Annotated in this window: 18 protein-coding genes and 1 pseudogene; 6 read left to right on the plus strand and 13 right to left on the minus strand. The window is 63.7% G+C overall.

The window, feature by feature from the left end; all coding sequences use genetic code 11:
- Positions 1-89: 89 nt before the first annotated feature.
- The 9 genes and pseudogenes from VRB54_RS12685 to VRB54_RS12725 form a co-directional block, all read right to left on the minus strand.
- Positions 90-1,030 (minus strand): annotated as a pseudogene (locus VRB54_RS12685) (helix-turn-helix domain-containing protein).
- A 50-nt stretch (positions 1,031-1,080) separates the two neighbouring features.
- Positions 1,081-1,887 (minus strand): 2-keto-4-pentenoate hydratase, encoded by an 807-nt coding sequence (locus VRB54_RS12690; protein WP_338477469.1) that lies wholly within the window; start codon positions 1,885-1,887, stop codon positions 1,081-1,083.
- Positions 1,884-3,491, minus strand: a complete 1,608-nt coding sequence (locus tag VRB54_RS12695; protein WP_338477470.1) for a bifunctional 3-(3-hydroxy-phenyl)propionate/3-hydroxycinnamic acid hydroxylase — start codon at positions 3,489-3,491, stop codon at positions 1,884-1,886. The genes VRB54_RS12690 and VRB54_RS12695 overlap by 4 nt, the downstream gene beginning before the upstream one ends.
- Before the next feature lie 61 nt (positions 3,492-3,552).
- Positions 3,553-4,155, minus strand: coding sequence for an amino acid synthesis family protein (locus VRB54_RS12700; protein ID WP_209982377.1), 603 nt, complete (start codon positions 4,153-4,155; stop codon positions 3,553-3,555).
- A gap of 15 nt (positions 4,156-4,170) precedes the next feature.
- The gene (locus tag VRB54_RS12705) at positions 4,171-4,629 is read right to left on the minus strand and encodes a VOC family protein (RefSeq protein WP_003234957.1); all 459 of its coding nucleotides are present in this window, start codon (positions 4,627-4,629) and stop codon (positions 4,171-4,173) included.
- Between the two features lie 11 nt (positions 4,630-4,640).
- On the minus strand, positions 4,641-5,681 hold the full coding sequence (locus VRB54_RS12710) for a VPS10 domain-containing protein (RefSeq protein ID WP_338477471.1): 1,041 nt from the start codon (positions 5,679-5,681) through the stop codon (positions 4,641-4,643).
- A gap of 12 nt (positions 5,682-5,693) precedes the next feature.
- On the minus strand, positions 5,694-6,488 hold the full coding sequence (locus tag VRB54_RS12715; protein WP_209982381.1) for an SDR family NAD(P)-dependent oxidoreductase: 795 nt from the start codon (positions 6,486-6,488) through the stop codon (positions 5,694-5,696).
- Between the two features lie 27 nt (positions 6,489-6,515).
- Complete coding sequence (locus VRB54_RS12720) at positions 6,516-8,006, minus strand: aldehyde dehydrogenase family protein (protein ID WP_338477472.1); 1,491 nt, start codon at positions 8,004-8,006, stop codon at positions 6,516-6,518.
- Positions 8,007-8,017: 11 nt separating this feature from the next.
- Complete coding sequence (locus VRB54_RS12725) at positions 8,018-9,559, minus strand: acetolactate synthase large subunit (protein ID WP_338477473.1); 1,542 nt, start codon at positions 9,557-9,559, stop codon at positions 8,018-8,020.
- Between the two features lie 307 nt (positions 9,560-9,866).
- Between VRB54_RS12725 and VRB54_RS12730 the strand changes: the two genes are divergently transcribed.
- On the plus strand, positions 9,867-10,631 hold the full coding sequence (locus VRB54_RS12730; RefSeq protein ID WP_338477474.1) for an IclR family transcriptional regulator: 765 nt from the start codon (positions 9,867-9,869) through the stop codon (positions 10,629-10,631).
- A gap of 10 nt (positions 10,632-10,641) precedes the next feature.
- Here the strand turns inward: VRB54_RS12730 and VRB54_RS12735 are convergent, their stop codons facing one another.
- The 3 genes from VRB54_RS12735 to VRB54_RS12745 all read right to left on the minus strand — a co-directional run bounded on the left by VRB54_RS12735 (position 10,642) and on the right by VRB54_RS12745 (position 14,935).
- On the minus strand, positions 10,642-11,964 hold the full coding sequence (locus tag VRB54_RS12735) for a hypothetical protein (protein ID WP_338477475.1): 1,323 nt from the start codon (positions 11,962-11,964) through the stop codon (positions 10,642-10,644).
- Positions 11,965-11,982: 18 nt separating this feature from the next.
- Complete coding sequence (locus VRB54_RS12740; RefSeq protein ID WP_338477476.1) at positions 11,983-13,404, minus strand: aldehyde dehydrogenase family protein; 1,422 nt, start codon at positions 13,402-13,404, stop codon at positions 11,983-11,985.
- An 82-nt stretch (positions 13,405-13,486) separates the two neighbouring features.
- Positions 13,487-14,935, minus strand: coding sequence for an APC family permease (locus VRB54_RS12745; RefSeq protein WP_057008849.1), 1,449 nt, complete (start codon positions 14,933-14,935; stop codon positions 13,487-13,489).
- A 307-nt stretch (positions 14,936-15,242) separates the two neighbouring features.
- Here VRB54_RS12745 and VRB54_RS12750 point away from each other — a divergent pair, with 307 nt between their 5' ends.
- Positions 15,243-16,718: an MFS transporter gene (locus VRB54_RS12750; RefSeq protein WP_338477477.1), complete on the plus strand. Its 1,476-nt coding sequence runs from the start codon at positions 15,243-15,245 to the stop codon at positions 16,716-16,718.
- A gap of 92 nt (positions 16,719-16,810) precedes the next feature.
- Complete coding sequence (locus VRB54_RS12755; RefSeq protein WP_338477478.1) at positions 16,811-18,949, plus strand: methyl-accepting chemotaxis protein; 2,139 nt, start codon at positions 16,811-16,813, stop codon at positions 18,947-18,949.
- A 329-nt stretch (positions 18,950-19,278) separates the two neighbouring features.
- On the opposite strand, the gene VRB54_RS12760 is transcribed toward VRB54_RS12755, so the two are convergent.
- Positions 19,279-20,247 carry a helix-turn-helix domain-containing protein gene (locus tag VRB54_RS12760; RefSeq protein ID WP_338481100.1) on the minus strand — a complete coding sequence of 323 codons (969 nt, stop codon included), beginning with the start codon at positions 20,245-20,247 and terminating at the stop codon, positions 19,279-19,281.
- A 209-nt stretch (positions 20,248-20,456) separates the two neighbouring features.
- Between VRB54_RS12760 and VRB54_RS12765 the strand changes: the two genes are divergently transcribed.
- From VRB54_RS12765 to VRB54_RS12775, 3 genes are all read left to right on the plus strand, one after another.
- A complete protein-coding gene (locus tag VRB54_RS12765; RefSeq protein WP_338477479.1) occupies positions 20,457-21,833 on the plus strand; it encodes an aspartate aminotransferase family protein in 1,377 nt (458 codons plus the stop codon).
- Positions 21,834-22,031: 198 nt separating this feature from the next.
- Positions 22,032-23,486, plus strand: coding sequence for an aldehyde dehydrogenase family protein (locus VRB54_RS12770; RefSeq protein WP_338477480.1), 1,455 nt, complete (start codon positions 22,032-22,034; stop codon positions 23,484-23,486).
- A gap of 30 nt (positions 23,487-23,516) precedes the next feature.
- Complete coding sequence (locus VRB54_RS12775; protein WP_338477481.1) at positions 23,517-24,071, plus strand: cytochrome b; 555 nt, start codon at positions 23,517-23,519, stop codon at positions 24,069-24,071.
- Positions 24,072-24,419: the final 348 nt, after the last annotated feature.

The following is a 24,419-nucleotide window of genomic DNA, read 5'->3' on the forward strand; positions in this document are numbered from 1 at the left end:
CTTGTGCTGACACACTGCTATCGGGAGCAAGCCCTCTCCCACATCTGGACTGCGGTGCATCGGATCTGTACCGATGGCCGGGCAACACCTCAGCTCGAGGCCCGGCGCGTTTCCGAGGGCGACTCGCCAAACAGCTCGCGGTAATGCGTTGCGAAGTGGCTCAGGTGAAAAAAGCCCATGGCCACGGCAATCTCGCCGACGTTCTTCTCGCTCGCCGACGTCGCGATCAACTGCCGCCGCACTGCGTTGAGGCGCAGGTTGCGCAGGTACTCGACCGGACGCATGTCGGTCACCGCCTGGAAACTGTTCTGCAGGGTGCGGCGGCTCACGCGCAGTTGCTCGCACAGATCCAGAATGCTCAACGGCGTATCGCCGCTGGCGATGATCAATTCCTGGCTGCGCCGGACCAGGTACGCGCTGACCGCGAAATTGCCGCGTCGGCCGCGCACTTCATCGCCGGCGTGGCTGAACAGATCGAGAAACGCACCGAGCAGCTCATCTTCCAGCATCTTCTCCGAGGCCGGGCTGATGGCGTGCGCATGTTCCAGAAAGTGACGAAACAGTGGGTGGATGCGTTGGCGGATGCGCAGCAGTAACGCTTCATCGACACTGAGCGCCGACACGCTGGTCAAACGCCTGAGCTGCTCGGCGGACAACTCGAACGCCGCCAGTTTGGCAAAGCGTACCGCATCGACGTTGAGCGAAAAAAATGCGTGCCCTGGGGCGCATGCAGCACAAACTCTTCGGCATCGCGCAACAGCACCACACTCTGTGCGCTCACCTGCTGCCCCTGCACCACCGGCGGGCTGCCCAACGACATCGCCGCACACAGGCGGCCCTTGGGCGAGCGGCCATGCTGCACGACGCGCTTGTCGAGCACCTCCTGGAAAATCTGAAAACGATCCCCGGAGAGCTGGCGCAGCTCGCTGTTCAGGCAGCCGCGACCGAGCTGGTCGTAGACCTGCTGCCAGCCCTGAATCGAACCGGCGTGCTGTTGGGAGTCATTGAAGGTGCGCACTTCGGCAAACATAAATGTCATTCCTCGGCGGCCTTTTTATTGTTTTTGGCCTGAAGCGGGGCTCAGTCATCCATGACGGCAGCGGACGTTGGCGCGGGCGCGATGCCGGCGTGGAAATCCAAAGCCAGTTCCGTGCCAAGCATGTGCAAACGATACGCTCCCGGTTCTATCGCCAGCGGCGCCAGCAGCGCGCCGGACAACACCACCTGCCCGGCCTCCACCGGATGCCCATCAGCCAACAGGCGTCGCACCAGCCAGCACAGGTTGAACAGCGGGCTGTCCTCCCGCGCCTGGGTGTCGCCGCTGCCCAGCAAGACGCCCCCCTGCTCCAGCCGATAGGCCACGCAGGCATGCCGTGCCACGTCGAACGGCACACGCGCTCCCACACAGTAAAGGCCTGCGGCGGCGTTATCGGCCAGAAACGCGCCAAGCCCGAACTGCCAGCCTTGCCAGCGGCAGTCGGCGATCTCGAACGCTGGAGCCACTTCGGCAATCGACGCCAGAATTTGCGCGTCGCTGTAGTTACCCGGCGCCAGCGTCTGCCCGAAGACGAGTGCCAATTCCACCTCCAGCTTGGGCTGGATCAGTCGCCCGCACGCCACCGCACTGCCCGGCGTCACCACCATGGCCTGGGTAAGCGCGCCGTACACCGGCTCATCGAGACCAAAGCGCGCCTGCGCGGCGCGGCCGGCAAACGCCACTTTCCAGCCGCTCAGGCGCTCGCCGCCTGCCGTGCGTTGTGCCAGGCCCCGGCGCAGCAGCGCGTAGCCTTGCTGCTTGTCGAGCGCCTCGGCCGGCAACGGCGCAATGGCCTGGGCGGTGCGCGCGGCCTGCTGCAAGTGCGCGAGCACCTCGTTAACGCCACTCATGACAGTTGCTCCGCCAGTTTGCGCAGTACGCCGTCGAGTCGTTCAGGCGTGGTGATGGCGGCGACAAAACGGTCCGGACGCACCACCACGATGCAATCACGCACCTTGGAGAACCATTCACCCAGGCGGTTATCCACGTCCTCCACACTCAGGGCATCGCTGGCGGTCAACGGCTGGTTGCGTCCCACACCGCTGCGCGAACGATTGACCTGAATGAAACGCGTGCCCCACCCGGCCCAATACTCGGCCATGGCAGCGCTCAAGTGTTCACGCGGATTCACCCGATACCCGAGCACCGCATAGCCATCGCCGAGCATTTCGTCGAGGCGTCGGCGCTGGCCCTGGGCATCTTCAATGGACGGCTGGATAAACAACTGGCCGACCAGGTCGTCCTCGCGCAACTCGGCGCGCTCGTGGTGGACCAGGCCCTTGGTGATGGTGGCCTTGGGTTTGAACTTGAACTCCAGCAAGTGCGAACGCAGGTTGTCGACGCTGTTGACCGCCTGGAACAGCCAGTCGCGCACACCGGCCATCAGCGGGTTGGTCAAGCCGAGGACGGCGCCCATGTTGTCGGCCAGGGCCACCAGTTCGGTCGCGTGGCCACGGCGCTCCTGATCGTAACTGCCAAGGATCGACGGTGCCGCACGGCCCTGGATGATCGCCGCGAGTTTCCACGCCACGTTGGCCACGTCGCGCAGGCCGGAGTTGAGGCCCTGCCCGGCCCAGGGCGGAGAGATATGCGCCGCATCGCCGACCAGCGCCACACGCCCTTCGACAAAGCGCGCGGCGACCCGCGAGTGGTGGGTGTAGGCGCGAATACGGATGATATCGAGGTCGTTGACCGCATCGCCGATGTGCCCGTGGATCAGCCGGCGAATGGTCGCTTCTTCGCACATCTTCGCCTCATCCTCGCCCTCCATCAGCATGAATTCCCAGCGTCGCTGCTGGTAAGGCAGATAGATACACACGAAGGGCCGCTGCGGGTCGGCATGCAGTGCGGTGAACGGCGCATCGAGGGTATCGTTGGCGGTGTCGACCACCACCCATTTGCGCGGGTGGGTCAACCCGAGCAGCTCGATGCCCAGTTGTTTACGCACCGTGGAGCGCCCGCCATCGGCACCGATCACGTAGTCAGCCTGCAACTGATAGACCTCGCCGTCGGCTCCGCGCACCTGCAGGGTTACGCCCTGTTCATCCTGGGTCAGCTCAAGCAATTCGTGGCCCTGGCGCAGCTCGACGCCGGCGTGCCGGCCCAGGTGTTCACGCAGGGTGCCTTCGAGCAACTGCTGCATGAAGATGTTGCGCATCGGCCAGCCGTAATGCGCGGTACTCGGCTTGACCTCGGCAAAGCACACGCCGCGCGCGTTGTAATAGCGCAGCGGCACGTCGCAGATCATGTCGCGCACCGCCAGGTCGGCCATGCCGATGCCCTGCAACACGCGCAACGCTTCGTCGTCCATGCCCACGGCGCGGGGATACGGCAGGATGCCGTCGGCCAGTTCGAGGACCACGCAGTCGATGCCGTACACCCCCATGTAATGCGCCGCCGTGATCCCGTTGGGGCCACCGCCGACGATGACAACCTGGGTCTTCTCCTGCTTCATCGCTATTCACCGCTGTTCTTGTTGTGGTTGGGGTCCGCCAGCGCTCACGCCTGCGCCGTTATCAGTGCAGCCCGTCAAGGCCCTTGACGTCTTCGGCGCGCAAGCCGCCCAGCCGTGCATGCAGACGCCCACGGGTGGCGAAGGCCCAGATCACCACCAGTTCATCCGGCGAAGGTCCGTCGCCGAACGTTATGGAAAAACTGTCGTAGTGCGAACGCACGTACAGCGCGTCCTTGTGCGCCAGCGGCACGTCGATGGTGGAGCCCGGGCCGCCGCGCTTGCCGGTGGACGGCACCCACGACTTGCCGCCGCCCAACGCCACACGAATCGGGTCGGCCGCCGGGTTGGTCAGAAACGCGTTGCCGTGTTCGTACTCGCCGGCGCTGCCCACCAGGATAGCCTTGCCATAGCTTTCAATCCGGCGAGAACCGGCAAGTGCCAGGATGCGCCGGCCGAACTCTTCACCCAGCAGCGGCGACGGCTCGATCAATTGCGAAAGGTCTTCACTGTAGCGGCCAGCATAGGGGTTGGCGATCACGGCGGCCACGGCGTATTTGAACACCGGCTCGCCATCCGCCAGTTGGCCGGTTTCATTGGCCAGGGTTTCTTCGACGAAGCTGTACCATTTGCGGATGTGATAGCTGGCGAAATTTGCAGTTTTCATCAGGTGAACCTCGGTTCAAATCGGGTCAAGGGGGTCAAGCGTGATATTGCGACTCGGCGCACCGGCGGCCTTGAAGCGGGCCTTGCCGCACGCATCGTCATGCTCGGTCTCGAGAAAGAATTCCATGCGATTGCCATCGGGGTCGTTGAAATACAGACCGTTGCCGATTTCATGATCGGTAATTTTCACCACCTCCACCCCCTTCTCCAGCAACATGCCGTAGAGCTGGCGCAAGGTGGTCATGTCACCGTCGATTTCCAATCCGTAGTGTTGCAGGCCCAGCCCGCCCTGATGGGCGCCGGGCTCTGCACGAATCAAGGCGATGTCGTGATGCTTGGTGCCAAACGCCATCATGACCCAGCTTTCGCCCCGGGCACTTTCGTGCATGCCCAGGATGTCGGCGTACCACCGTGCCGACACATCAGGATCACTCACAAATAGCGATAAGTGGGTCCGAAGGATTTCGACTTTCATCACCGCATACCTCAGTGTTGTTTGACGATGGATTGATGCCCTGCCTTGATCTGCGCCACGGCCGGCGTCCACAGCACATCGGAGATCTCGCTGAACTCGCGCCAGTGCTTCTGCCAGCTGTTGCCGCCGTTGTCAGACGTGAACAAGTGCCCGTACTTGGTGCCGGCGACGATCTGACGCGGGTTGACCGGGTTGAAGGCAATCGCCCAGACGCAGGAATTGGGTTGCTGCGGCAGCGGCAACACTCCCCAGCTGACGGCGGCATCGCGGGAGATCAGGACCTTGCTGGTGGTGCCAGGGGTGCCGTCGGAAATGCTCAGGTACAGCGTGTCCTCGCTGCCCGGAGGCGCGTTCATGGCGCGCAGGTAGTAAAGGCCGAAGGCTTCGCGGCCGACGATGCCGGTCCAGGTCAGGCCTTCATCGACGCTGCGGTACACCGCGTTGACGCACACCACCACGATGACCTTGTGGCCATGGTTGGGCAGCACCACGATGTTGTGGATGTCCGAGTTGAAGTCCCACAGCAGGCGGTCATCGACGCGGGTCCAGCTGTCGCCGCCGTCGCGGGAGTGGAACAGACCACCCTCCTCCAGGCCGAACCACACCTGGTTGCGGTCGGTGGGGTCATAGGCGAAGGCCAGCAGGCGCGGGCGACTGACGCCGTCGCAGAATTCCGGAATTTCCACCGGCGCGCGGTCCCAGCTCGCGCCGCCGTCCAGGGTGCGCCACAGCACGGCGCGCGAGGGCGCACCGGTGCCGACAAAAATCCGCTGGGCGTCCTGCGGGTCCACCGCCACCTTCCACACGGTCTGGCCATTGAACGGTGAATCCACCTGCTGCCAGCGCCCGCCGGTGTCATGGCTGACGCACAAGCCAATGTCGGTGCCGGCGTAGATCACCTCGGGCGTGCCGGGGTGCACGCTCAACGAGCGGGTGATCGCATCGAATTCCAGGTCCTGCCCCAGGCCCAGACGGTGCCAGGTCTTGCCATCGTCGGCGCTGCGGATCACCGCCTGGCCGACGGTGGCGACTAAAAGGGTGCCGTTACTCATCGCATTTGCTCCTCAGATGAAGATGCCACGGGTCAAGCCGCCGTCGATGCCGATGGATTCACCGGTCACCGCGCCTGCCTTGGGAGACGCCAGGAAGCCGATCAGCCAGCCCATTTCAATCGGGGCCAGGGTGCGGCGAATCGGCGTCGCGTCGATGTAGCCTTGCTCGACCTGCTCCGGGGTCTTGCCCTGCTTGATCCCTTCGCGCTCGTACAGCTCGTGGATGTGCGGGGTGTCCACCACGCCCGGATGGATCAGGTTGACCGTGATGCCGAAGGCGCCCAACTGGTCGGACAGGGTCTTGGTCATGTGCGCGATGGCCAGGTTGCGCATGCCAGACAGCACCTTGCTGCTGCGCCCGGTGAGGCCGCCGATATTGATGATGCGTCCGAAACCGCCGGCCTTCATGTGCGGGGTGACCGCCTTGGCACAGCGGAAGTAGCCGATCACCTTGGTGTTGAGGTCCGACAGCAGCTCGTCATCGCCGGCGTGCTCGATGTCATTGCGCACCACGCCGGAGGGCGCCGCCGCGCCGTTGACGAGGATGTCGATACGGCCGAAGTGCTTGTGCGCCGCTTCGACCATGTCCGACACCGCCGACATCTGGTTGGTATCGCAGTACAGCGGCAGTACTTCGTTGCCAGTCTGCGCGGTGATCTCGGCAGCTGCCTGCTCGAGGAACTCCATGCGCCGCGCGCAGATCACCACCTTGCAGCCTTCCTCGGAAAGAAACCGCGCGACTTCCTTGCCGATGCCCATACCGCCGCCGGTGACAATTGCCACGCGGCCTTTCAATTCCAGATCCATTGCCATTTCCTCTTCTGATTATTCGTTTCAGGCCAGATCGACAAAGACGCTTTTGGTCTCGGTGTAGGCGTCGATCACGTTCTTGCCCATTTCCCGGCCCCAGCCGGATTGCTTGTAACCGCCGAACGGCGAGGCCGGATCGACCACATTCCAGCAGTTGATCCACACCGAGCCGGCCTTGAGCTGCGCGGCCACGCGGTGCGCCGAGCGCAGGTCGCGGGTCCACAGGCCGGCGGCGAGGCCATAGGGCGAATCGTTGGCGCGCAGCACCAGCTCGTCGATCTCGTTCCAGCTCATCACCGTCAGCACCGGGCCGAAGATTTCTTCGCGGGCCACGCAGGCCCGCTCGGCGCGGTCGAGGAAGACGCTCGGCTCAATGAAGTGGCCGTGCTCCAGGTGCTCGGGACGGCCACCGCCGCAAATCAGCTCGGCGCCCTCTGCCTGGCCGCGCTGCAGGTAGCCCTTGACCGTGCTCAACTGCCGGCCGGATACCAGCGGGCCCATGCTGCTGGCCGGGTCCAGGCCGTTGCCGAGCACATGGGCGGCGGCATGGCGCTGCAGTTCTTCAAGCACCTGGTCGAGCACGCTGGCGTGCACATACAGGCGTGAGCCGGCGGTGCACACCTGGCCCTGGTTGTAGAAAATGCCGTCGGCGGCACCCTTGGCGGCGCGCACGATGTCGGCGTCGGGCAGGATAATGTTCGGCGACTTGCCGCCCAGTTCCAGCGAAACCTTCTTCATGTTGCCGGTGGCCGCCTGGGCGATCAGCCGACCGACCTGGGTGGAGCCGGTGAAGGCGATCTTGTCCACGTCCGGGTGCTGCGCCAGCGGCGCGCCAGTGTCGGCACCCAGGCCGGTGATCAGGTTGACCACCCCCGCCGGAAAGCCTGCGGCCTCGATCAACTGCACCAGGCGGATCGCCACCAGCGGCGTCTGCTCGGCAGGTTTGAGTATCGCTACACAGCCGGTGGCCAGCGCCGGGCCGAGCTTCCATACGCACATGGTCAGCGGGAAGTTCCACGGCACGATCAGCGCGCACACGCCCACCGGCTCGCGCAGGGTGTAATTGAGCATCGGTGCGCCACTGGCCGGCGATACGGGCAGCGTGCTGCCTTCGATCTTGGTCGGCCAGCCGGCGAAGTAGCGAATGATGTTCGCCGCGCTGGCCGCTTCACCCCGCGCGTTAGCGATGGGCTTGCCGTTTTCCAGGGTGATCAGTTGCGCCAGTTCCTCGCGGTGCTGGTCCAGCAGGTCGGCCAGGTGCGACAGCAACAGGCCGCGCCGCGCAGGTGACTGCAAGGCCCAGGTGCCGGTAAAGGCAGCGCGTGCAGCCGCGACCGCCGCATTCACATCACGCTCATCGCCTTGGGCGACTTCGGTGAGGGTCTGCTCGGTGGCCGGGTTTTCCACGGCAAAGCGACGACCGCTGGCGGCGTCCTGCCAGGTGCCGCCGATGAACAGACGACCGGGCTGGGCGAGGAACGCCTGGACGGCAGGTAACAAGTGGAACGTGTTCATGGTCGGCTCCTTCACAGCGCCATTTCGATCAGGCAAGGCCCGGCGTCGGCGGCGGCGTTGGCCAGCGCCCGTTGCAGTTCGGCATTGGTGTGCACGGTGCAGGACGGCACGCCGTAGCCGGTGGCCAGGGCCTTCCAGTCGATGCGCGGGCTGTCGAGCACGGTCAGCTTGAGCGATTGCGGGTCGAGTTCGGTCATGCCGAAGCGGCGCAGTTCGTTCTGCAGGATCGCGTAGCGGTGGTTGGCAGCGATCAGGATCACCACCGGCAGTTGCTCGCGGGCGATGCTCCACAGGGTCTGGATGGTGTACTGGGCGCTGCCGTCCGATTGCAGGCAGAACACCCGGTTGCCGCGCTCGGCCAATGCAGCGCCGAAACCCACCGGAATGCCCTGGCCGATGGCGCCGCCGGTATTGGTCAAGACGCGGTGGCGCGCAGCCCCGGCAGACGCCGTGAAAAACGGATAGCCGCAGGTGCCGCCCTCCACCGAGACAATGCAGTCGTGGGGCAGCGCGGCAGCCAGCAGTTGCCCGACCGATTGCGCGCTCAATGCCGCTTCGCCCGGCGGCAGCTCGATGTGCTGCGGCGTGGGGACATAGGCCGGTGCGTTCAGCGCGTCGGCCAGCGCAGTCAGTGCACCGGCCACGTCATCACCGACCTCGGCCAGCGACAGCAGACGCTCACGCTCGGCCAGCCGTGACGGAATGCCTTCATAGCCAAAGTAACTGATGGGCTCCAGCACACCGGCGCACACCACCTTGTCATATTGCTCGAGAATCTCGATGGCCACTTCCGGGAAGTACGGCAGGCGGTCAAGGTCGGGCAAGCCGCCGCCGCGATAGCTCAGGCGCGGAAAGGTCTCGGCGAACAGCCGCACGCCGGGCAGTTGCGCCAGGCGCCCCGCCGCTTCCAGGCCGGCCACCGACAGGCCCTGGTCGCCGACGATAAACACCAGCCGCTGGCCATCGCGCAGGGCCTGGGCCACCGCTTCGATGCGGTCGCCGGCAAAGCGTCGCACTGGCGCACGCAGCGGGCTGAACTGGCCGTGATGGGTGACTGAATTGGACTGCAGGTCCATCGGCAGGATCAGGCTGGCGATCTGGCCCTTGGCTTGCCAGGCGGCGCGCATGGCTTCCTGCAGGTCTTCACCGACACCGGAGGCGGTGCGCGAGGTGCGCACCCAGCTGGACACCGTGCCGGCCAGGGCCTGGATGTCGCTGGCCAGCGGCGGATCGTAATTGACGTGCCAGGACGCGTGGTCGCCGATCACGTTGACGATGGGCGTATTGGCGCGTCGTGCGTTGTGCAGGTTGGCAATGCCGTTGGCAAAGCCCGGGCCCAGGTGCGTCAGGGTCATCGCCGGTTTGCCGGCGATGCGGCCATAACCATCGGCGGCTCCGGTGCACACCCCTTCGAACAGCGACAGCACAGGCTTCAGGGCAGGTGCACTGGCCATGGCCGCCACCAGCGGAATCTCGGTGGTGCCCGGGTTGGCAAAGCAGTACTCGATACCGCTTGCTGCTGCCGCATTCACTATCAGTTGCGCGCCATTCATTGTCTGCCCTCTCGGTTGAGCGTTTTCTTTGATGAGATTTATCACACACAAAAACACACCTAACAAGCATTTTTTACTTTTTATCTCTTAATTTGAGATTTATGCAATAATAAACCCTTCAGATATCTATGGGAGCGGGCTTGCTCGCGAAAGCGTTGTGTCAGTCAACACATCCCTTAATGACACACCGCTTTCGCGAGCAAGCCCGCTCCCTCAGTTGAAGTGCACCGTGGGATTTCCCACCTTGGATCCCTGGCGTTTTCGCCTATAGTGCTAACCCGCGAGCCATCCCTTCCCTAGGAACGAAATGAGCAGCCTGAGTAAATTGCTGAGTGTGCTGGACCTGTTCGGTCCGGCGACGTTGAAGATCGACCCGGACACGATTGCCGAGCGCATGGGCCTGTCGCGGGCCACCGCGTATCGCTACGTCAAGGAATTGTGCGAGGCCGGCCTGCTGACCCGTGTGGACGCCGGTCACTACGGCCTGGGGCCGCGCGTGATCGAGCTGGACTGGATGATGCGCCAGTACGACCCCATCCTCCTGGCGGGGCGCGAACTGATGCACGAACTGTCGGCGCAGACCGGCCTGGCCGTATTCGCCAGCGTTTTCTACGACGGACGCATCATCAACACCTACATTGCCGAACCCACCGACACCTACCACTTCTCCTTCGGCCGTGGGCACCCGCTGCCGTTTTTTTGCGGTGCGCAATCCAAGGTGCTGATCGCCTTCCAGAAAGGCCGCCGCCTGCAACGCCTGTTCGAAGAACACCTGGCTGGCGACCCGGACAGCCCCTACGACTGGGCCAGCTTTGCCAAGGCCACGAAAAAGATCCGCAAGGACGGCTACTGTATGACCCACGATGAACTCAACCTGGGCCTCACCGGTATCGCCGCGCCGATCATCCAGCCGGATATCGACGAAGTGATCGGCAGCCTGTCGGCCGTGGGCAGCACCCAGAGCTTCAAGCTGCTGCGTCAGGAGACCGTGATTGAAATGGTGATGGACACCACGCGGCGCATTGCCGACAACCTGCGCAACACGTCGCCGTCAGGCACGGCGGACGCCTGAGTCAGAGTCGTCAGAACGGCACGGCGACGGTCAGCTGGCTGTAAACGTTGGTGCCATTGCCCCCGACCTGATTGCCGCCGGTAGTGGCGTCCTGCTTGGGCTTATAGAGGCCGATCAGCGGCGTGATAATCAGGTGCGGGTTGACGGCCCATTCGGCATACACATCCAGCTCGCGCGCATCGAGGTTCAGCGCGTTGCTTTTGCGTACGGTGTCGAAGTCGAAGTACAGCGCGCCCAGAGTCAGGTTTTCCAGGGGCGTGGCCTTGAGCGCCACATGCTGGATGCTGGTGTTGCTGTTGAACGGCCCCGTGTAGTTGCCGGCGATTTCACCCTGCAGCCAGGTGCCGTAACCGCCGCTCACGCCGGTGAACAGCGAATCCCATTTCTGCGAGTAGCGCGTGTAGCGGTAGCTGACCTTCGGCGTCCAGGCGACGTCGGCAAAGGTGTAGCCGGCTTCGCCGTACCAGGCTTTTTCGGGGCCGCTGTCCTTGTCCTGCCAGGCGTATTCGAACGCCAGGCTGACGTTGGGCAGGCCGGCATCGCCTTCGCCGCGCACGCTGTACACGTTCATGCCCTTGCGCTGGCGCTGCAGATCAGTGGCCCAGCGCTCGTTCACATCGATGCCGTGCACCCAGGTCAGGCCCAGGGTGCCGGGTTTGGCGGTGTAATCAAGGGTGCCGGCGGCCACTTCGGTTTCTGCCTGGGCGCGGTTGTCGGACTTGAGCCACAACAGGCTGCCATGCAGGCCATCCTTGCCGCCCAGGCGCAGCAACGCGGTCTGATCGAAGGCATGCCGCGCGGCCAGGTAATACGCACCGCCACGGTTCATGCTGCCATTGGCCGGGCCCTTGCCCAGGTTGGGCCCGTCGTCGTTGACCAGAAAACCACTGCCAAGCTTGACCACCTGGCGCCCGCCGGATAGGTCCACGCCGTCCTTGCCCAGGGCCGGGAACAAATCGCCGGAACGCCAGCCCAGGTAAGCGTCTTCGATCTTGGTGGTGCGCTCGGAGCCCAGGGTATTGCCGGCCGGATCGCCCTCGCCCCAGGTCGCCGAGCTGACCAGCGCGAAGGCGCCGTAGGCGGTGCCGTTGCCCGCAAGCGTCTGGTCGCCGCTCAGGCCGTATTTGATATAGCCTTCGCGCCAGCTCGATCCACCCGGCCTGCCGTCGTAGTTCTTGCGGCTGTTGAACAGGCCGAACACGGCGGTCATGTCGGCATTCAGGTGCCGGCTGTCGTCGCTGTACAGCTCATAGGCCTGGGCCTGGCTGATGGCGCAGAGCGTCAAGCTACAGGCGAGCGTGCCGCAGAGAAATGAAGGGGATGGATAACGCATGGTCGAAGCTCCTTGGGGTTATTCAGCAGCGCGTTTATTGACGAACAACAATTGCTGGCCGGTGAATTCCAGCAGTCCCTCAAGGCCGAATTCGACGCCGAAACCGGACATCTTGCTGCCGCCGAACGGCGTGTTCGGCTGAATACGCGCATGGCAGTTGACCCACGCCACGCCGCTTTCCAGGCGGCTGGCCAGGGCCTGCGCCTGCTCGCTGTCCGGGCCCCATACCGAGCCTCCAAGACCCATGTCGCCGGCATTGGCGCGGCGCAGCACGTCTTCCACATCCTCATAAGCGATCAGCGGCAATACCGGGCCAAACTGCTCTTCGTCCACCAGACGATGGCCGTCGGTGACGTCCGCGACCAGCGTCGGCGGGTAAAAGAACCCTGGCCGGTCCAGCCGTGCGCCGCCGCACAACACCCGTGCACCCTGGGCGCGCGCATCGGCGACCAGCGCCTGCACCAGCTCCAGTTGATCGAGGTTCTGCACCGGGCCGAAATTAACGCCCGGCTCCAGGCCGTCACCGACCACCTGGCGCTCGGCAATCTGCGTCAGCGCCTCGGCGAACTCTTGGTACTGGGACTGATGCACGTACAGGCGCTTGAGCGCGGCGCAGGTCTGGCCCATGTTGAGGAAAGCGGCCTGGAAGATCTCTTCGGCCACTTCGTCCACGGGCGTGCCGGGCAATACGATTGCCGCGTCGTTGCCGCCCAGCTCCAGGGTCAGGCGCTTGAGGTTGGCGGCGGCGCCGCGCATCACGCTCTGGCCAGTGGCGGTGGAGCCGGTGAACACGATCTTCTGGATGCCCGGGTGCGTGGTGATCGCGCTGCCGAACCCCTGCTCGCCGGTCACGCAGTTGATGACGCCATGGGGCACGTGCCGCGCGATGATCTCCGCCAGACGCAGGGTGCTCAACGGCGTCAGGCTCGACGGCTTGCTGATTACGCAGTTGCCCGCGCGCAGCGCAGGCATGATGTGCCACACGGCAATCATGAACGGCCAGTTCCACGGTGTGATCGACGCCACCACACCCAGCGGCTTGCGATGCAGCTCGACGCGCTGGGTCGGGGTCTCTTCCACCAGTTCCACGGCGATTTCCTGCCCGGCGGCATAGCGCGTCCAGGCGGCGGCGCCCATGACCTCGGAAAACGCCAGTTCCAGCGGCTTGCCCTGCTCCATCACGATCAGCCGGGCCAGTGCGTCGGCGTCCTGCTCGATGTCATTGGCAATCGCGTTCAGATGCTCGCAACGCCGTTCATGGGTGCTGTGGCGCCAGGTTTTGAATGCGGCCTGGGCGGCGGCCACCGCCTCGTCCAGTTGGCCCAGCGAGCCGGCCGGGCATTGCGCGAAGGCGCTGCCAGTGGCCGGATTGATCACCTCGAACTGACCGTTTTCACCGGCAACCTGAACACCGTTGATGAGCATCTTGTAAGCGTGCATGTGCAATTTCCTTTAACGCAGATGAGGCCTGCCGGACACCGGCAGGCGATCAATTCACAGTGGGGATGGCGCGAGCGAGGCCTTAGAGCTTGTGGCTGCCCAGGGCCAGGAAGCGCTGCGGCGCCACCTTGCGCAGGCGCGCGGCGAGGTAAAGGCCGCCCAGCAGTGCAGCGGGAATCACCGCACACAGGCTGTAGGACAGGAGCTGACTGGCACCGGTCAGCACATCAAAATGCGCCACCGCCAGCACCAGCACGCAGAGCAAGGCCACGCACGAAAACACCGGCAAAATGCGCCCGCGCAGCACATTGACCTTGAGCTCCGGATGCCGGTGGAAATACACGCAGATGGCCACCGAGGTGATCGCCATCAGCAGGATCACGCACAGGGTCGCCAGGTTGGAGAACCAGGCGAACAGTTGCAGGATCGGATCGGCGTCCATTGCGGCAAAAATCAGCACCACCACGGCGGCGATCAGGCTCTGCAAGGCCGAGCCCATGTGCGGGCTCTGGTGCACGCGGTGGGTGGTGCCCAACAGGCTGTGCAGCAGGCCGTCACGGCCGATGGCATAGAAGTAGCGCGCCGCTGCATTATGGAACGCCAGCAGCCCGGCATAGATGCTGACGATGAACAGCACACGGATGACCTGGGTCAGGTGCGGGCCGACAAAATGGTCGGACATGCCGTAGATCAGGGTGGTCGGGTCCTGCATGGCTTGCAGCAGCGGCACGATCTTGTCGGCGCCCACGCCCACTATCATCGACCACACCGACAGCGTGTAGAACGCGCCGATCAGCAGCACCGAACAGTAGGTGGCAATCGGGATGGTGCGCTTGGGGTCTTTGGCTTCTTCGCCGTAGATGGTGGTGGCCTCGAAGCCGATGAAGGCGGCGAAGCAGAACAGCAGGCCGATGGACGGCGTACCGCTGGTGAAGTGCTGAGGGGTGAACGAGTCGAGATTGACACCGCTGTCACCGCCAGTCTTCAGAATGGCGAAATCGAGGATGAGGATTGCCAGGTACTCGGCGACCACCACCAGCGACAGCACCTTGGCCGACAGGTCGATCTTGCGATAGCCGAGAAACGCAATGCTGGCCATCGCCATCAGCGAATAGGACCACCAGGGCAACACTACCCCCGCGACACTTTCCATGGTGCCGCTGACCACGCCGCCGAACATGCCATACAGCGCGATCTGCAGAATGTTGTAGGCAAACATCGCCAGCACCGCCGCCGAGCCGCCGGCCAGGCCGCCCAGGCCACGGGAGGTGAACGCGTAAAAACCGCCGGCGTTGGTGACGTGGCGGGACATGGTGGTGTAACCCACCGAAAACGCCAACAGCACCAGCAATGCCAGAATCAGCAAGGCCGGGGTGCCGGCACCGTTGCCCAGCATGATGCCGATGGGAAAGCCACCAGCGATGACACTGAGCGGGCTTGCCGCCGAAATCACGAAGAAGATGATAAAGCCGACACCCAGGGCGCCACGCTTGAGCTCCGTGGAACTGTTGACCGGTAGAGATACGCTCATGTTGTTGACCTTATTGTATGAGGCAGTCGCTGTGGGGTGGCCCCGATCCAGCTGCAATCGGTGCCGGGTTGCGCTTTTATTGTTGAGGTTACACGCTGGTTTCGATGCTATGCCCGGCCGTGAGCACCTCGCTATCCCAAATCGGTAACATCGCGGGCCACGCCCCAAAACAGGTCAATGCCGCGGCACTCCCGGCCGATTCGGGATAGCGGTGCGGGTTCGGCGCCGCGCATGCTAGGGTCAGCCCCCTTTGCCTGCCTGAACCTGGAGTTACTCGTGTTGGCCATTCAATTATCGAGCCCGGCCCATGTCGTCTAAGCGTCGCTGGTTGATCCTGGCGATTATTTCCAGCGCCTTGCTGCTGATCGTCATCGACATGACGGTGTTATACACCGCGCTGCCCACCCTGACCCGCGAGCTCGGCGCGAGCGCCTCGCAGAAGCTGTGGATCATCAATATCTACGCACTGATCGCCGCCGGCCTGCTGCTGGGCATGGGCACGCTGGGCGATCGCCTGGGGCACAAACGCCTGTTTATCGGCGGGCTGAGCGTGTTCGGGGTGTTCTCGCTGATTGCGGCCTTCTCGCCATCGGCCAACGTATTGATCGGCGCCCGGGGTTTTCTGGCGGTCGGCGCGGCGATGATGATGCCCGCCACCCTGGCGCTGATCCGCTTGACGTTCAACGACGAACGCGAACAGGCCATGGCGTTTGGCATCTGGGCATCGGTGGCCTCCGGCGGCGCGGCGCTGGGGCCGGTGGTCGGCGGCCTGCTGCTGGAACACTTCTGGTGGGGCTCGGTGTTTCTGATCAACGTGCCGATTGTGCTGGTGGCCTTACTGCTCGGGGTGACGCTGATTCCCGAGCATCCGGGCAATCCCCGGCGCCACTGGAACTGGCTGGGCTCGCTGCAGGTCATGGTCGGTTTGATCAGCATCGCCTATGCCGTCAAGGAGCTGGGCAAACGCTCGCCCTCCTTCGCCGCCATGCTGGTGGCGATACTGCTGGGTACGTTGTTCCTGGCAATGTTCATCCGGCGCCAGCGCCGTGCCGCGCAGCCCATGCTTGAGCTGTCACTGTTCGCCGAGCCGCTGTTCAGAAATGCGGTGATTGCAGCACTTGCCTCAGCCCTAGCGTTTATCGGCATGGAGCTGGTGTTCAGCCAGCGCCTGCAATTGGTGCTGGGCATGTCGCCGCTCGCGTCGGCGCTGTTCATCCTGCCGTTGCCGCTGGGTTCCTTCGTTGCCGGGCCGCTGGCCGGCTATTACCTGTCGCGCCTGGGCAGCCGGCGCATGCTGTTCTGGACCCTGCTGCTGTCGGCCGCGGCGATGCTCGCGTATCTGTTGCTGTGCAACGCGGCGGTACCGGCGCAGATTGCCAGTCTGGCGCTGTTGGGCATGGCCATGGGCGCGGCCCTGACGGCGGCCTCCAGCACCATCATGCTCAGCGTGCCCACCGACCAGGCCGGCATGGCTGCGTCCATCGAGGAAGTCTCGTTTGAACTGGGCGGTGCCGCCGGGGTGACGCTGGCGGGCAGCCTGCTATCGGCGATATACGCCTGGTCGACGAGCCTGACGATTCCACCCAGACTGGGCCTGAACCCGTTGACGTTCGAGAGCCTGGACGATGCGTTGCTGGTCGCTGCAACGCTGCCGAGCGACGACGCTGCGCTGCTGACGGGGCTGGCACGCGCGGCGTTCGATGCAGGTTTTATTGCCGTGCTGGCGGTGCTGTCGGCCCTGTTGTTGGTAGCGGCGCTGCTGGTCAGGTTCAGTCGGCGCTGAATCGGCCGATGTAATGACATACCCAATAAGAAGTCAGTGGCCCAGGCCAACTGATAATCCACTGGCACGCTGTTCACTTGCGAGATCAACCCATGCTCGACGCCCTCTCCATCCGCATGAAAATCATCCTGCTCTCCGGCCTGTGCCTTTTGGGCGTGATCGGCCTGATCGTCGGCATGAACCTCTACCAGAGCAGCCAGAACAACCGCTTGATCAGCACCTCCAGCGGCAGGATGCTGACCGACAGCGGTGAAAACCTGCTGCAGGCCAAGGCCGCCGAGCAGGCGAGCAACTTGCAGCGGGCCTTCGGCAACAACCTGCTGCTGATCACGGGCCTTGCCGACCAGGCGATCCATTTGCGCAGCATGGCGGTGCAGCGCGGGTTGCCGCCCGCAGCCTTGCGTGAGGAACTGAACCGCAGCCTCAACACCACCTTCGAGCACAACCCCCAGGTGCTGGGGCTGTGGCTGGTGTTCGAGCCGAATGCGCTGGGGGCCGAGGACAGCGAGTTCGTCAACGACGCCGCGCGCGCCTCCAACGAAACCGGACGCTTCGCCAGCGCGTGGAACCGCGGTGCCGGCCCGGCGGTGAACATCCTGATTCCCGAAACCGACCTGCAGAAAACCGAGCTGAGCATCAGTGGCGCCCCCTATAACAGTTGGTACACCTGCCCCCGCGACACGCGGCGCACCTGCCTGATGGCGCCCTACGCCGACACCCAGGCCGGCCAGGTGCAATTGATGACCACCCTGTCGATGCCCTTGATTGTCGACGGCAAAGTCATTGGCACCCTCGGCGTGGACCTTGCCCTCGGCGCGCTGCAAGCGGCCGCCGGCGAGGCCCAGCGCACGCTGTTCAACGGTGCGGGCAGCATGCTGATTGTGTCCGACAGCGGCGTGCTCGCCGCCTACAGCAAGGACGCCGGCCAGATCGGCAAACCAGTCACCGCCGCCCTGGGCGATGCGGGTAAGGCACTGCTCGCGGCATTGGCGCAAAAACAACCGCAGGTGCTGGCCCAGGATGACTTGATCCGCGCGGTCTACCCGGTGGCGCCGATTCCCGACGCGGCGCCGTGGGGCGTGGTCATTGATCTGCCCAAACAGGTGTTGCTGGCCGACTCGGTGGCGTTGCAGGCACTGCTCGACCAGACGCAGACCCGCGACACCCTCATGGCATCGCTGGTGGCCATCAGTGCCGGGCTGCTGGGCCTGCTGCTGATGTGGCTGACCGCCTCCGGCGTGACGCGTCCGATCAACAGCGTCGCGCAGATGCTCAAGGCCATCGCCAGCGGCGACGGCGACCTGACCCAACGCCTGGATTACCGCAGGAAAGACGAACTGGGTGAACTGGTGAGCTGGTTCAACCGCTTCCTCGACAAACTGCAACCGACCATCGCGCAGATCAAGCAGAGCATCACCGACGCACGCGGCACCGCCGACCAGTCTTCCGATATCGCACGGCAGACCAGCGAAGGCATGCAGGTGCAGTTTCGCGAAATCGACCAATTGGCGACCGCGTCCAATGAGATGAGCGCCACCGCCCATGAAGTCGCCCATAGCGCTTCGAGCGCGGCCCAGGCGGCGCGCGGGGCCGATCAGGCGTCCAGGGATGGCATCATGCTGATCGAACGCAGCACCCGCGACATCACCGCCCTGGCCAGCGAAGTCAGCAAAGCCGTCACCGAGGTCGAAGCGCTCGCGGTCAACAGCGAGCAGATCGGCTCGGTGCTGGAGGTGATCCGCAGCATTGCCGAACAGACCAACCTGCTGGCCCTGAACGCTGCCATCGAAGCGGCACGCGCCGGGGAAAGCGGCCGTGGCTTTGCGGTGGTGGCCGATGAAGTGCGCAACCTGGCCAAACGTACGCAGGATTCGGTGGAGGAAATCCGCCTGGTGATCGAGCGCATCCAGAGCGGGACGCGGGGTGTGGTGACCACCATGCATGCCAGCCAGACGCTGGCCCAGGACAACGCCGGGCAGATTCATCAGGCCGTGCAGGCCCTGGGCAGGATCAGCGAAGCGGTGACGGTGATCAGTGACATGAACCTGCAGATCGCCAGTGCGGCAGAGGAGCAGAGCGCGGTGGCCGAGGAAGTCAATCGCAACGTCGCGACCATTCGCGGCGTCACAGAGACCCTCACGGAACAGGCCGCCGAGTCAGCGCAGATCAGCAGCCAACTCAACGCCCGGGCCAATCAGCAGATGAAACTCATGGACCAATTCCGCGTATAGCGCCCGCTGTACCCATGAGGAAGGCTGTGGCGAGCAGGCTTGTTGTGGCAGTTGGACTTGCTGTGGCAGTTGGGCTTGTTGTGGCAGTTGGACTTGTTGTGGCAGTTGGACTTGTTGTGGCAGTTGGACTTGTTGTGGCGAGCGGGCTTGCCCCGCGTTGGGGTGCGAAGCGCCCCCAATCGATGAACATGCGGTATCCCTGACACTACGCAGAGCCTGATTTTGGGGCTGCTGCGCAGCCCAACGCGGGGCAAGCCCGCTCGCCACAACAAGCCCGCTCGCCACAGGTCCGTTCGCCACAGGAATGTCGCTGTCTGAAACGTTGGGTGTTAAATCAACACGCTATTTTGTGTTTGATGAGACGCAGCACGTGAGGTGTGCGACGGCAGCTCGGCGAACAACGCGTGATATTCCGCGGCGAAATGGCTGAGGTGGTAGAACCCCCATTGCGCGGCCGCATCGCCGATGCAGAGCTGCGCGGCAGGGGTGGACATCAGGGTGCGGCGCACGCCGTTGAGCCTGATGGACCGCAAATAATTCAACGGCGTGGTCTCGGCCACGGCGCGAAAGCTGTTCTGCACGGTGCGCCGGCTCACCTGCAGGCGTTCGCACAGGTCGTTGACGCTGGGCACGTCGAACTGCCCGGTGGTCGCCAGGCGATGGCATTTCTCGACGATAAAACTGCGCGTGGAGCTGGGCGTACGCTGTTGCTTGTCACAGGAAGGATCGCTCATCAGTTGCACCAGCTCGTCGAGCAGGGCCTGCTCCAGCAGGCGCGCCTGCGAGTCGCTCAGCTCGCCGGCCATGGCTTGGGCGAACCGTGCGAGCAAACGGCGGCGAGCGTCGGCGAAGCGCTGGGGGGAAACCCGGATCACCGGCTGACGCAGCAATAGACTGAGGTCCCTGGGCGACGCCGTGTGCGCCAGCGCCTGCTCGAACAATTCGCGCTCGAAGGTGATGGACAGCAATTGCATGCCCATCGGCATATGGAACATGAACTCCTCGCCGCCGTGCAGGAAAAACAGGCTGCTGTCGTCGACCTCACGGCCCTGCATCCGCACCGATCCCGGCACATTGATCGGCACCGCAAAGCACATCTTGTTGCGTGGCGCCACGCCGTGCTGCACCACGCGCTGGTTGATCTGTTCGAGGAAAACGTGGCACCCGGCGGTGGTCAGCTGCATCAGCGAACTCTCGGCCGCGCCGGCGGTGAGCTGGCTGTAGTCCTGGTGCCACTGCTGAACATTGGCCGCGTGCACATGCACATCGTGAAAATGGCTGACGCTTTGATTTCTCATCATGCGCGATATTCTCCGCAATTTTTTTATTTTAAAGCCAGCTTCGTGCCAGATAGTCTCACATAGGCCAAATATTGCAATATTTCAACATTATTTCCGGCTCGCAAAAAACCGCTGCGCAGCGCGCCCATGTGCCGATTCGGGATACCCGCCACGGGCAGGTCACGCCGATGATCGGTACACCTGAATAGACCTGCCAGAGACCCATCATGAGTGAAGCCCAGCTTGAAGCCCTCCACTTCGCCGATGCACCGCGCATCATTTCCGGCGCCCTGCCCGGCCCCAGGACCTGCGAGGCCCTGGCGTTGTCGGCGCGCACCGAGTCGATGGCGCGCGGCGGCGGACGCATGCCGATCGCCATGGACCGTGCTTTTGGCGCCACCTTCAAGGACCCGGACGGCAACACCTATATCGACCTCTCCGCCGGCGTCGGCGTGAGCAGCGTCGGCCGCTGCCACCCCAAAGTGGTGCAGGCGATCCGCGACCAGTCCGAAGTGCTGATGCACGCCCTGGAGATCAACAGCACCCGACGCACCGAACTGGCCGCCAAGCTTTCCGAAATTGCGCCGGACGGCCTGCGTGGTGACTGCATCACCTTCTTCACCCAGAGCGGCAGCGATGCGCTGGAAGCGGCGATCAAGTTCGCCAAGCGCATCACCGGGCGCCACCAGATCATCGCCTTCCATGGCGGTTACCACGGTGTATGGAACGCCTCGGGCTCGCTCACCACCGGTACCGCTTACCGCAAGGGCTTCGGCGCGCAGATGGGCGGTGTGATTCATGCGCCCTACCCCTACGCCTATCGCTTCCCGTTCGACACCACGCACAAGAGCGCCGAACAGATCGCCGGCGAGTACGTTGATTACCTCCTGAACACGCCCTACACCGCCGCCGATGACGTGGCTGCGGTGATCGTCGAGCCGGTGCAGGGCGAAGGCGGCTACGTGCCGCCGTCGCCGGAGTTCTTGCAGATTCTGCGCCAGGCGTGCGACCGCAGCGGCACCCTGTTGATCGTCGACGAGGTGCAGTCAGGCGCGGGGCGCACCGGCAAGATGTGGGCAGTGGAGCACTCGGGGGTCAAGCCCGACATGCTCACCTTTGGCAAGGGCATCGGCAGCGACCTGCCGATGGCGGGGTTGATCATGCGTTCGGATCTGGCGGCGCAGATTCCTGATGGGTCGATGCCCAATACCTTCGCGGCAAACTCGCTGTCGGCGGCGGTGGCGCTGACCAATATCGCGATTCTGCAGGACCCGGAGCTGGATCTGCTGAGGCGCGCGCATACGCTGGGGCTGGAGGCGCAGGAGTATATCCGTGGGTTTGGCAGCCGGTTTGTGGGTGAGGTGCGTGGGCGTGGGCTGATGATCGGGATTGAGCTGGTGGAGGATCCGCTGACCAGGGCGCCGCTGGAGCCGCAGAAGATTGGGGCGTTGATGGGGTTTCTGATGAGCCATGGGGTGTTGATGATTCCTTGTGGGCGGTACGGGAATGTGATGCGGGTGATGCCTTCGTTGACGATTACGCGGGGGTTGTTTTTCAGGGCCTTGGATGTGTTTCGGGAGGCTCTGGCGTCGCTTGAGGAGTGAGGTTTTGGACGTGACGCGGGTTTGAGATGTGGGAGTTGGCTTGCCTGCGATAGCGGTTTGACTGGGTACATATCCGGTGCTGCGGTAACGGCGGCTTAGGGTTCCGCCCTTACGGCGGGTCACTTTTGGAAAGAGCCCAAAAGCAGATCAAAAGCAGATCAAGAGCGGATCAAAAACGAATTATTTATGGAGGCTGGTATGGGTCAGCGTTTGAATCACTTTATTAATGGCTTGGCCTCTGAGGCTTCGGCGGGTGGGCGGGTTGAGCTGGTCAATCCGGTGACGGAGCAGGTTTATGGCAGTTTTGCGCGGGGTACGGTCGAGGATGTGGATCGGGCGGTGAACGCGGCGTTTGAACAGCTTGAGCGTGGCGAGTGGAGTCGGTTTGATGGGGCGCAGCGCGCTCGGGTGTTGTTGAAGCTGGCTGATCTGGTGGAACGCGACAGTGAGTTGCTGGCGGATATGGACGCCGATGCTATCGGGCGTTCGCCGATGGAGCCGCGGCGGATGGATTTGCCCAATGTGCTGGCCAATCTGAGGGCGGCGGCGGGTTGGGCCAATCAGTTGGAAGGCCGGACCATTCCCAGCGGTGGATATTTCGGCACCAGAACCCTGTCGTACACCGTGCGTGAGCCGGTGGGTGTGGTCGGGGCCATTGTGCCGTGGAATTCGCCGTTGATGATCACCGTATGGAAGCTCGCGGCGTTGCTGGCCGCAGGCTGCACGGTGGTGATCAAGCCTTCGGAAGAGACTCCACAGTCAGCCCTGCACTTGGCGGTGCTGGCGCAGGAAGCGGGTTTTCCAGACGGTGTGATCAACGTGGTCACCGGTTACGGCAATGAGGTGGGTCGGGCGCTGTGTGAGCATCCGCACATCGCCAAGATCAGCTTCACCGGCAGCCCCGAAGCCGGGCGTGAGATCCAGCGCACCGCCGGGGTGCTGTTCAAGCATGTTGCACTGGAACTGGGCGGCAAGAGCCCACAGATCGTGTTCGACGATGCGTCCTTCGAGGACGCGCTGCGCGGCTGCAGCCTTGGGCTGTTCGCCAACCAGGGGCAAATTTGTGCGGCCGGGTCGCGCATTCTGGTGCAGCGCGGCATCGCCGATCGCTTCGCGGCGGCGCTTGCCGAGGCGGCGCGCGCGGTCAAGGTGGGCGACCCGCGCGAGCCCGGTGTGCAGATGGGGCCGGTCGCGAAGAAAGCGCAATGGGAGCGAGTCAATCGCTATATCCAGCTGGGCATCGACGAAGGCGCCACCCTCCTCGCTGGCGGCGTGTCGAGCCCGGAACAGGGCTGGTTCGTACGCCCGACCATTTTTGCCGACGCGCGCAATGACATGGCGATTGCCCGCGACGAAATCTTCGGCCCGGTGGGCACAATCATTCCTTTCGACAACGAAGTGGATGCCGTCGCCCTGGCCAACGACTCCGCCTACGGCCTGGCAGCCACAGTGTGGACCGCCGACCTGGTGCGCGCCCATCGCGTGGCCGCAGCGGTAAAGGCTGGCGCGGTGGGCATCAACTGCTGGAGCCCGCTGGATGCAAACCTGCCCTGGGGCGGCGTCAAGACCAGCGGCATCGGCCGTGAAGGCGGGTTTGGCGGCGCGTTGGCCTATACCGAAGAAAAGGTCATCACGGTGTTGCTACCCAATTGAGCGCAGCCCTTTATCCATGGAGAGATGTCGATGAACACCGAAACGATTGACCGATATCCAACCTCTTTGCGCATGCTGCACTGGGTGCGCGCGGTGCTGATTGCCGGGCTGCTGTGGGCGGGCTGGCATATGACCGGGCTGGCCGATGAAGTGGCAAGCAAATATGAGCTGTATTACCCGTGGCACAAATCCTTCGGAGTGCTGGCGTTCATGCTGGTGCTGGTGCAGATCGTGTTGCGCTGGCGAACCCCGGTGCTGCCGTCACCGCCCCCAACGTTGGCAGCCCATGAGCGGTTTTTGTCACGGCTGGTGCAGCGGGCGATGTATGTGCTGATCGTGGTGGTGCCGTTGATGGGTTACTCGATGTCGAGCACTTACACGATGAGTGATGGGGTGTTTTTTTTCGGGGTGAATCTGCCGGAGTTGCTGGCGAAGAATGATGAGTGGTTTGTGGTGTTTCAGTGGTTGCACAAGGTGTGCGCTTATACGTTGCTTGGGTTGATTGTGGTGCATGTACTGGGGGCGCTTAAGCATCGGTTTTTTGATAGGGATCCGCGCAATGATGTGTTGCGTCGGATGCTCTGAGGGATTGGTTTTTTGGCTGGGGGGACGCGGGTAAATGTGGGAGGGACTCCCTATGACTTTTTGTCGGTGTACATATCCGTTGCTGCGGTCACGGCGGCTTAGGGTTCCGCCCTTACGGCGGGTCACTTTTGGAAAGAGCCCAAAAGTAACCAAAAGGCTCTTGCCCCACCACTCGGCACCTCGCTAAGGCTCGGTGTGCCCGCACGCAGGCCAGCGTGGTTGACGGGGCGCTTGAGATCAAGATCAAAAGCGGATCAAAAGCGGAGCGGAGCGTTGAGCTGCGGCGAAATGGCGCATGCCTTGTGCTTTCACTTGGGCGGTTAACTGCGGCTAAATAGCGGCCCCTTT

The sequence above is a fragment of the Pseudomonas trivialis genome (genome assembly GCF_036864995.1).
Taxonomy (GTDB): domain Bacteria; phylum Pseudomonadota; class Gammaproteobacteria; order Pseudomonadales; family Pseudomonadaceae; genus Aquipseudomonas; species Aquipseudomonas trivialis.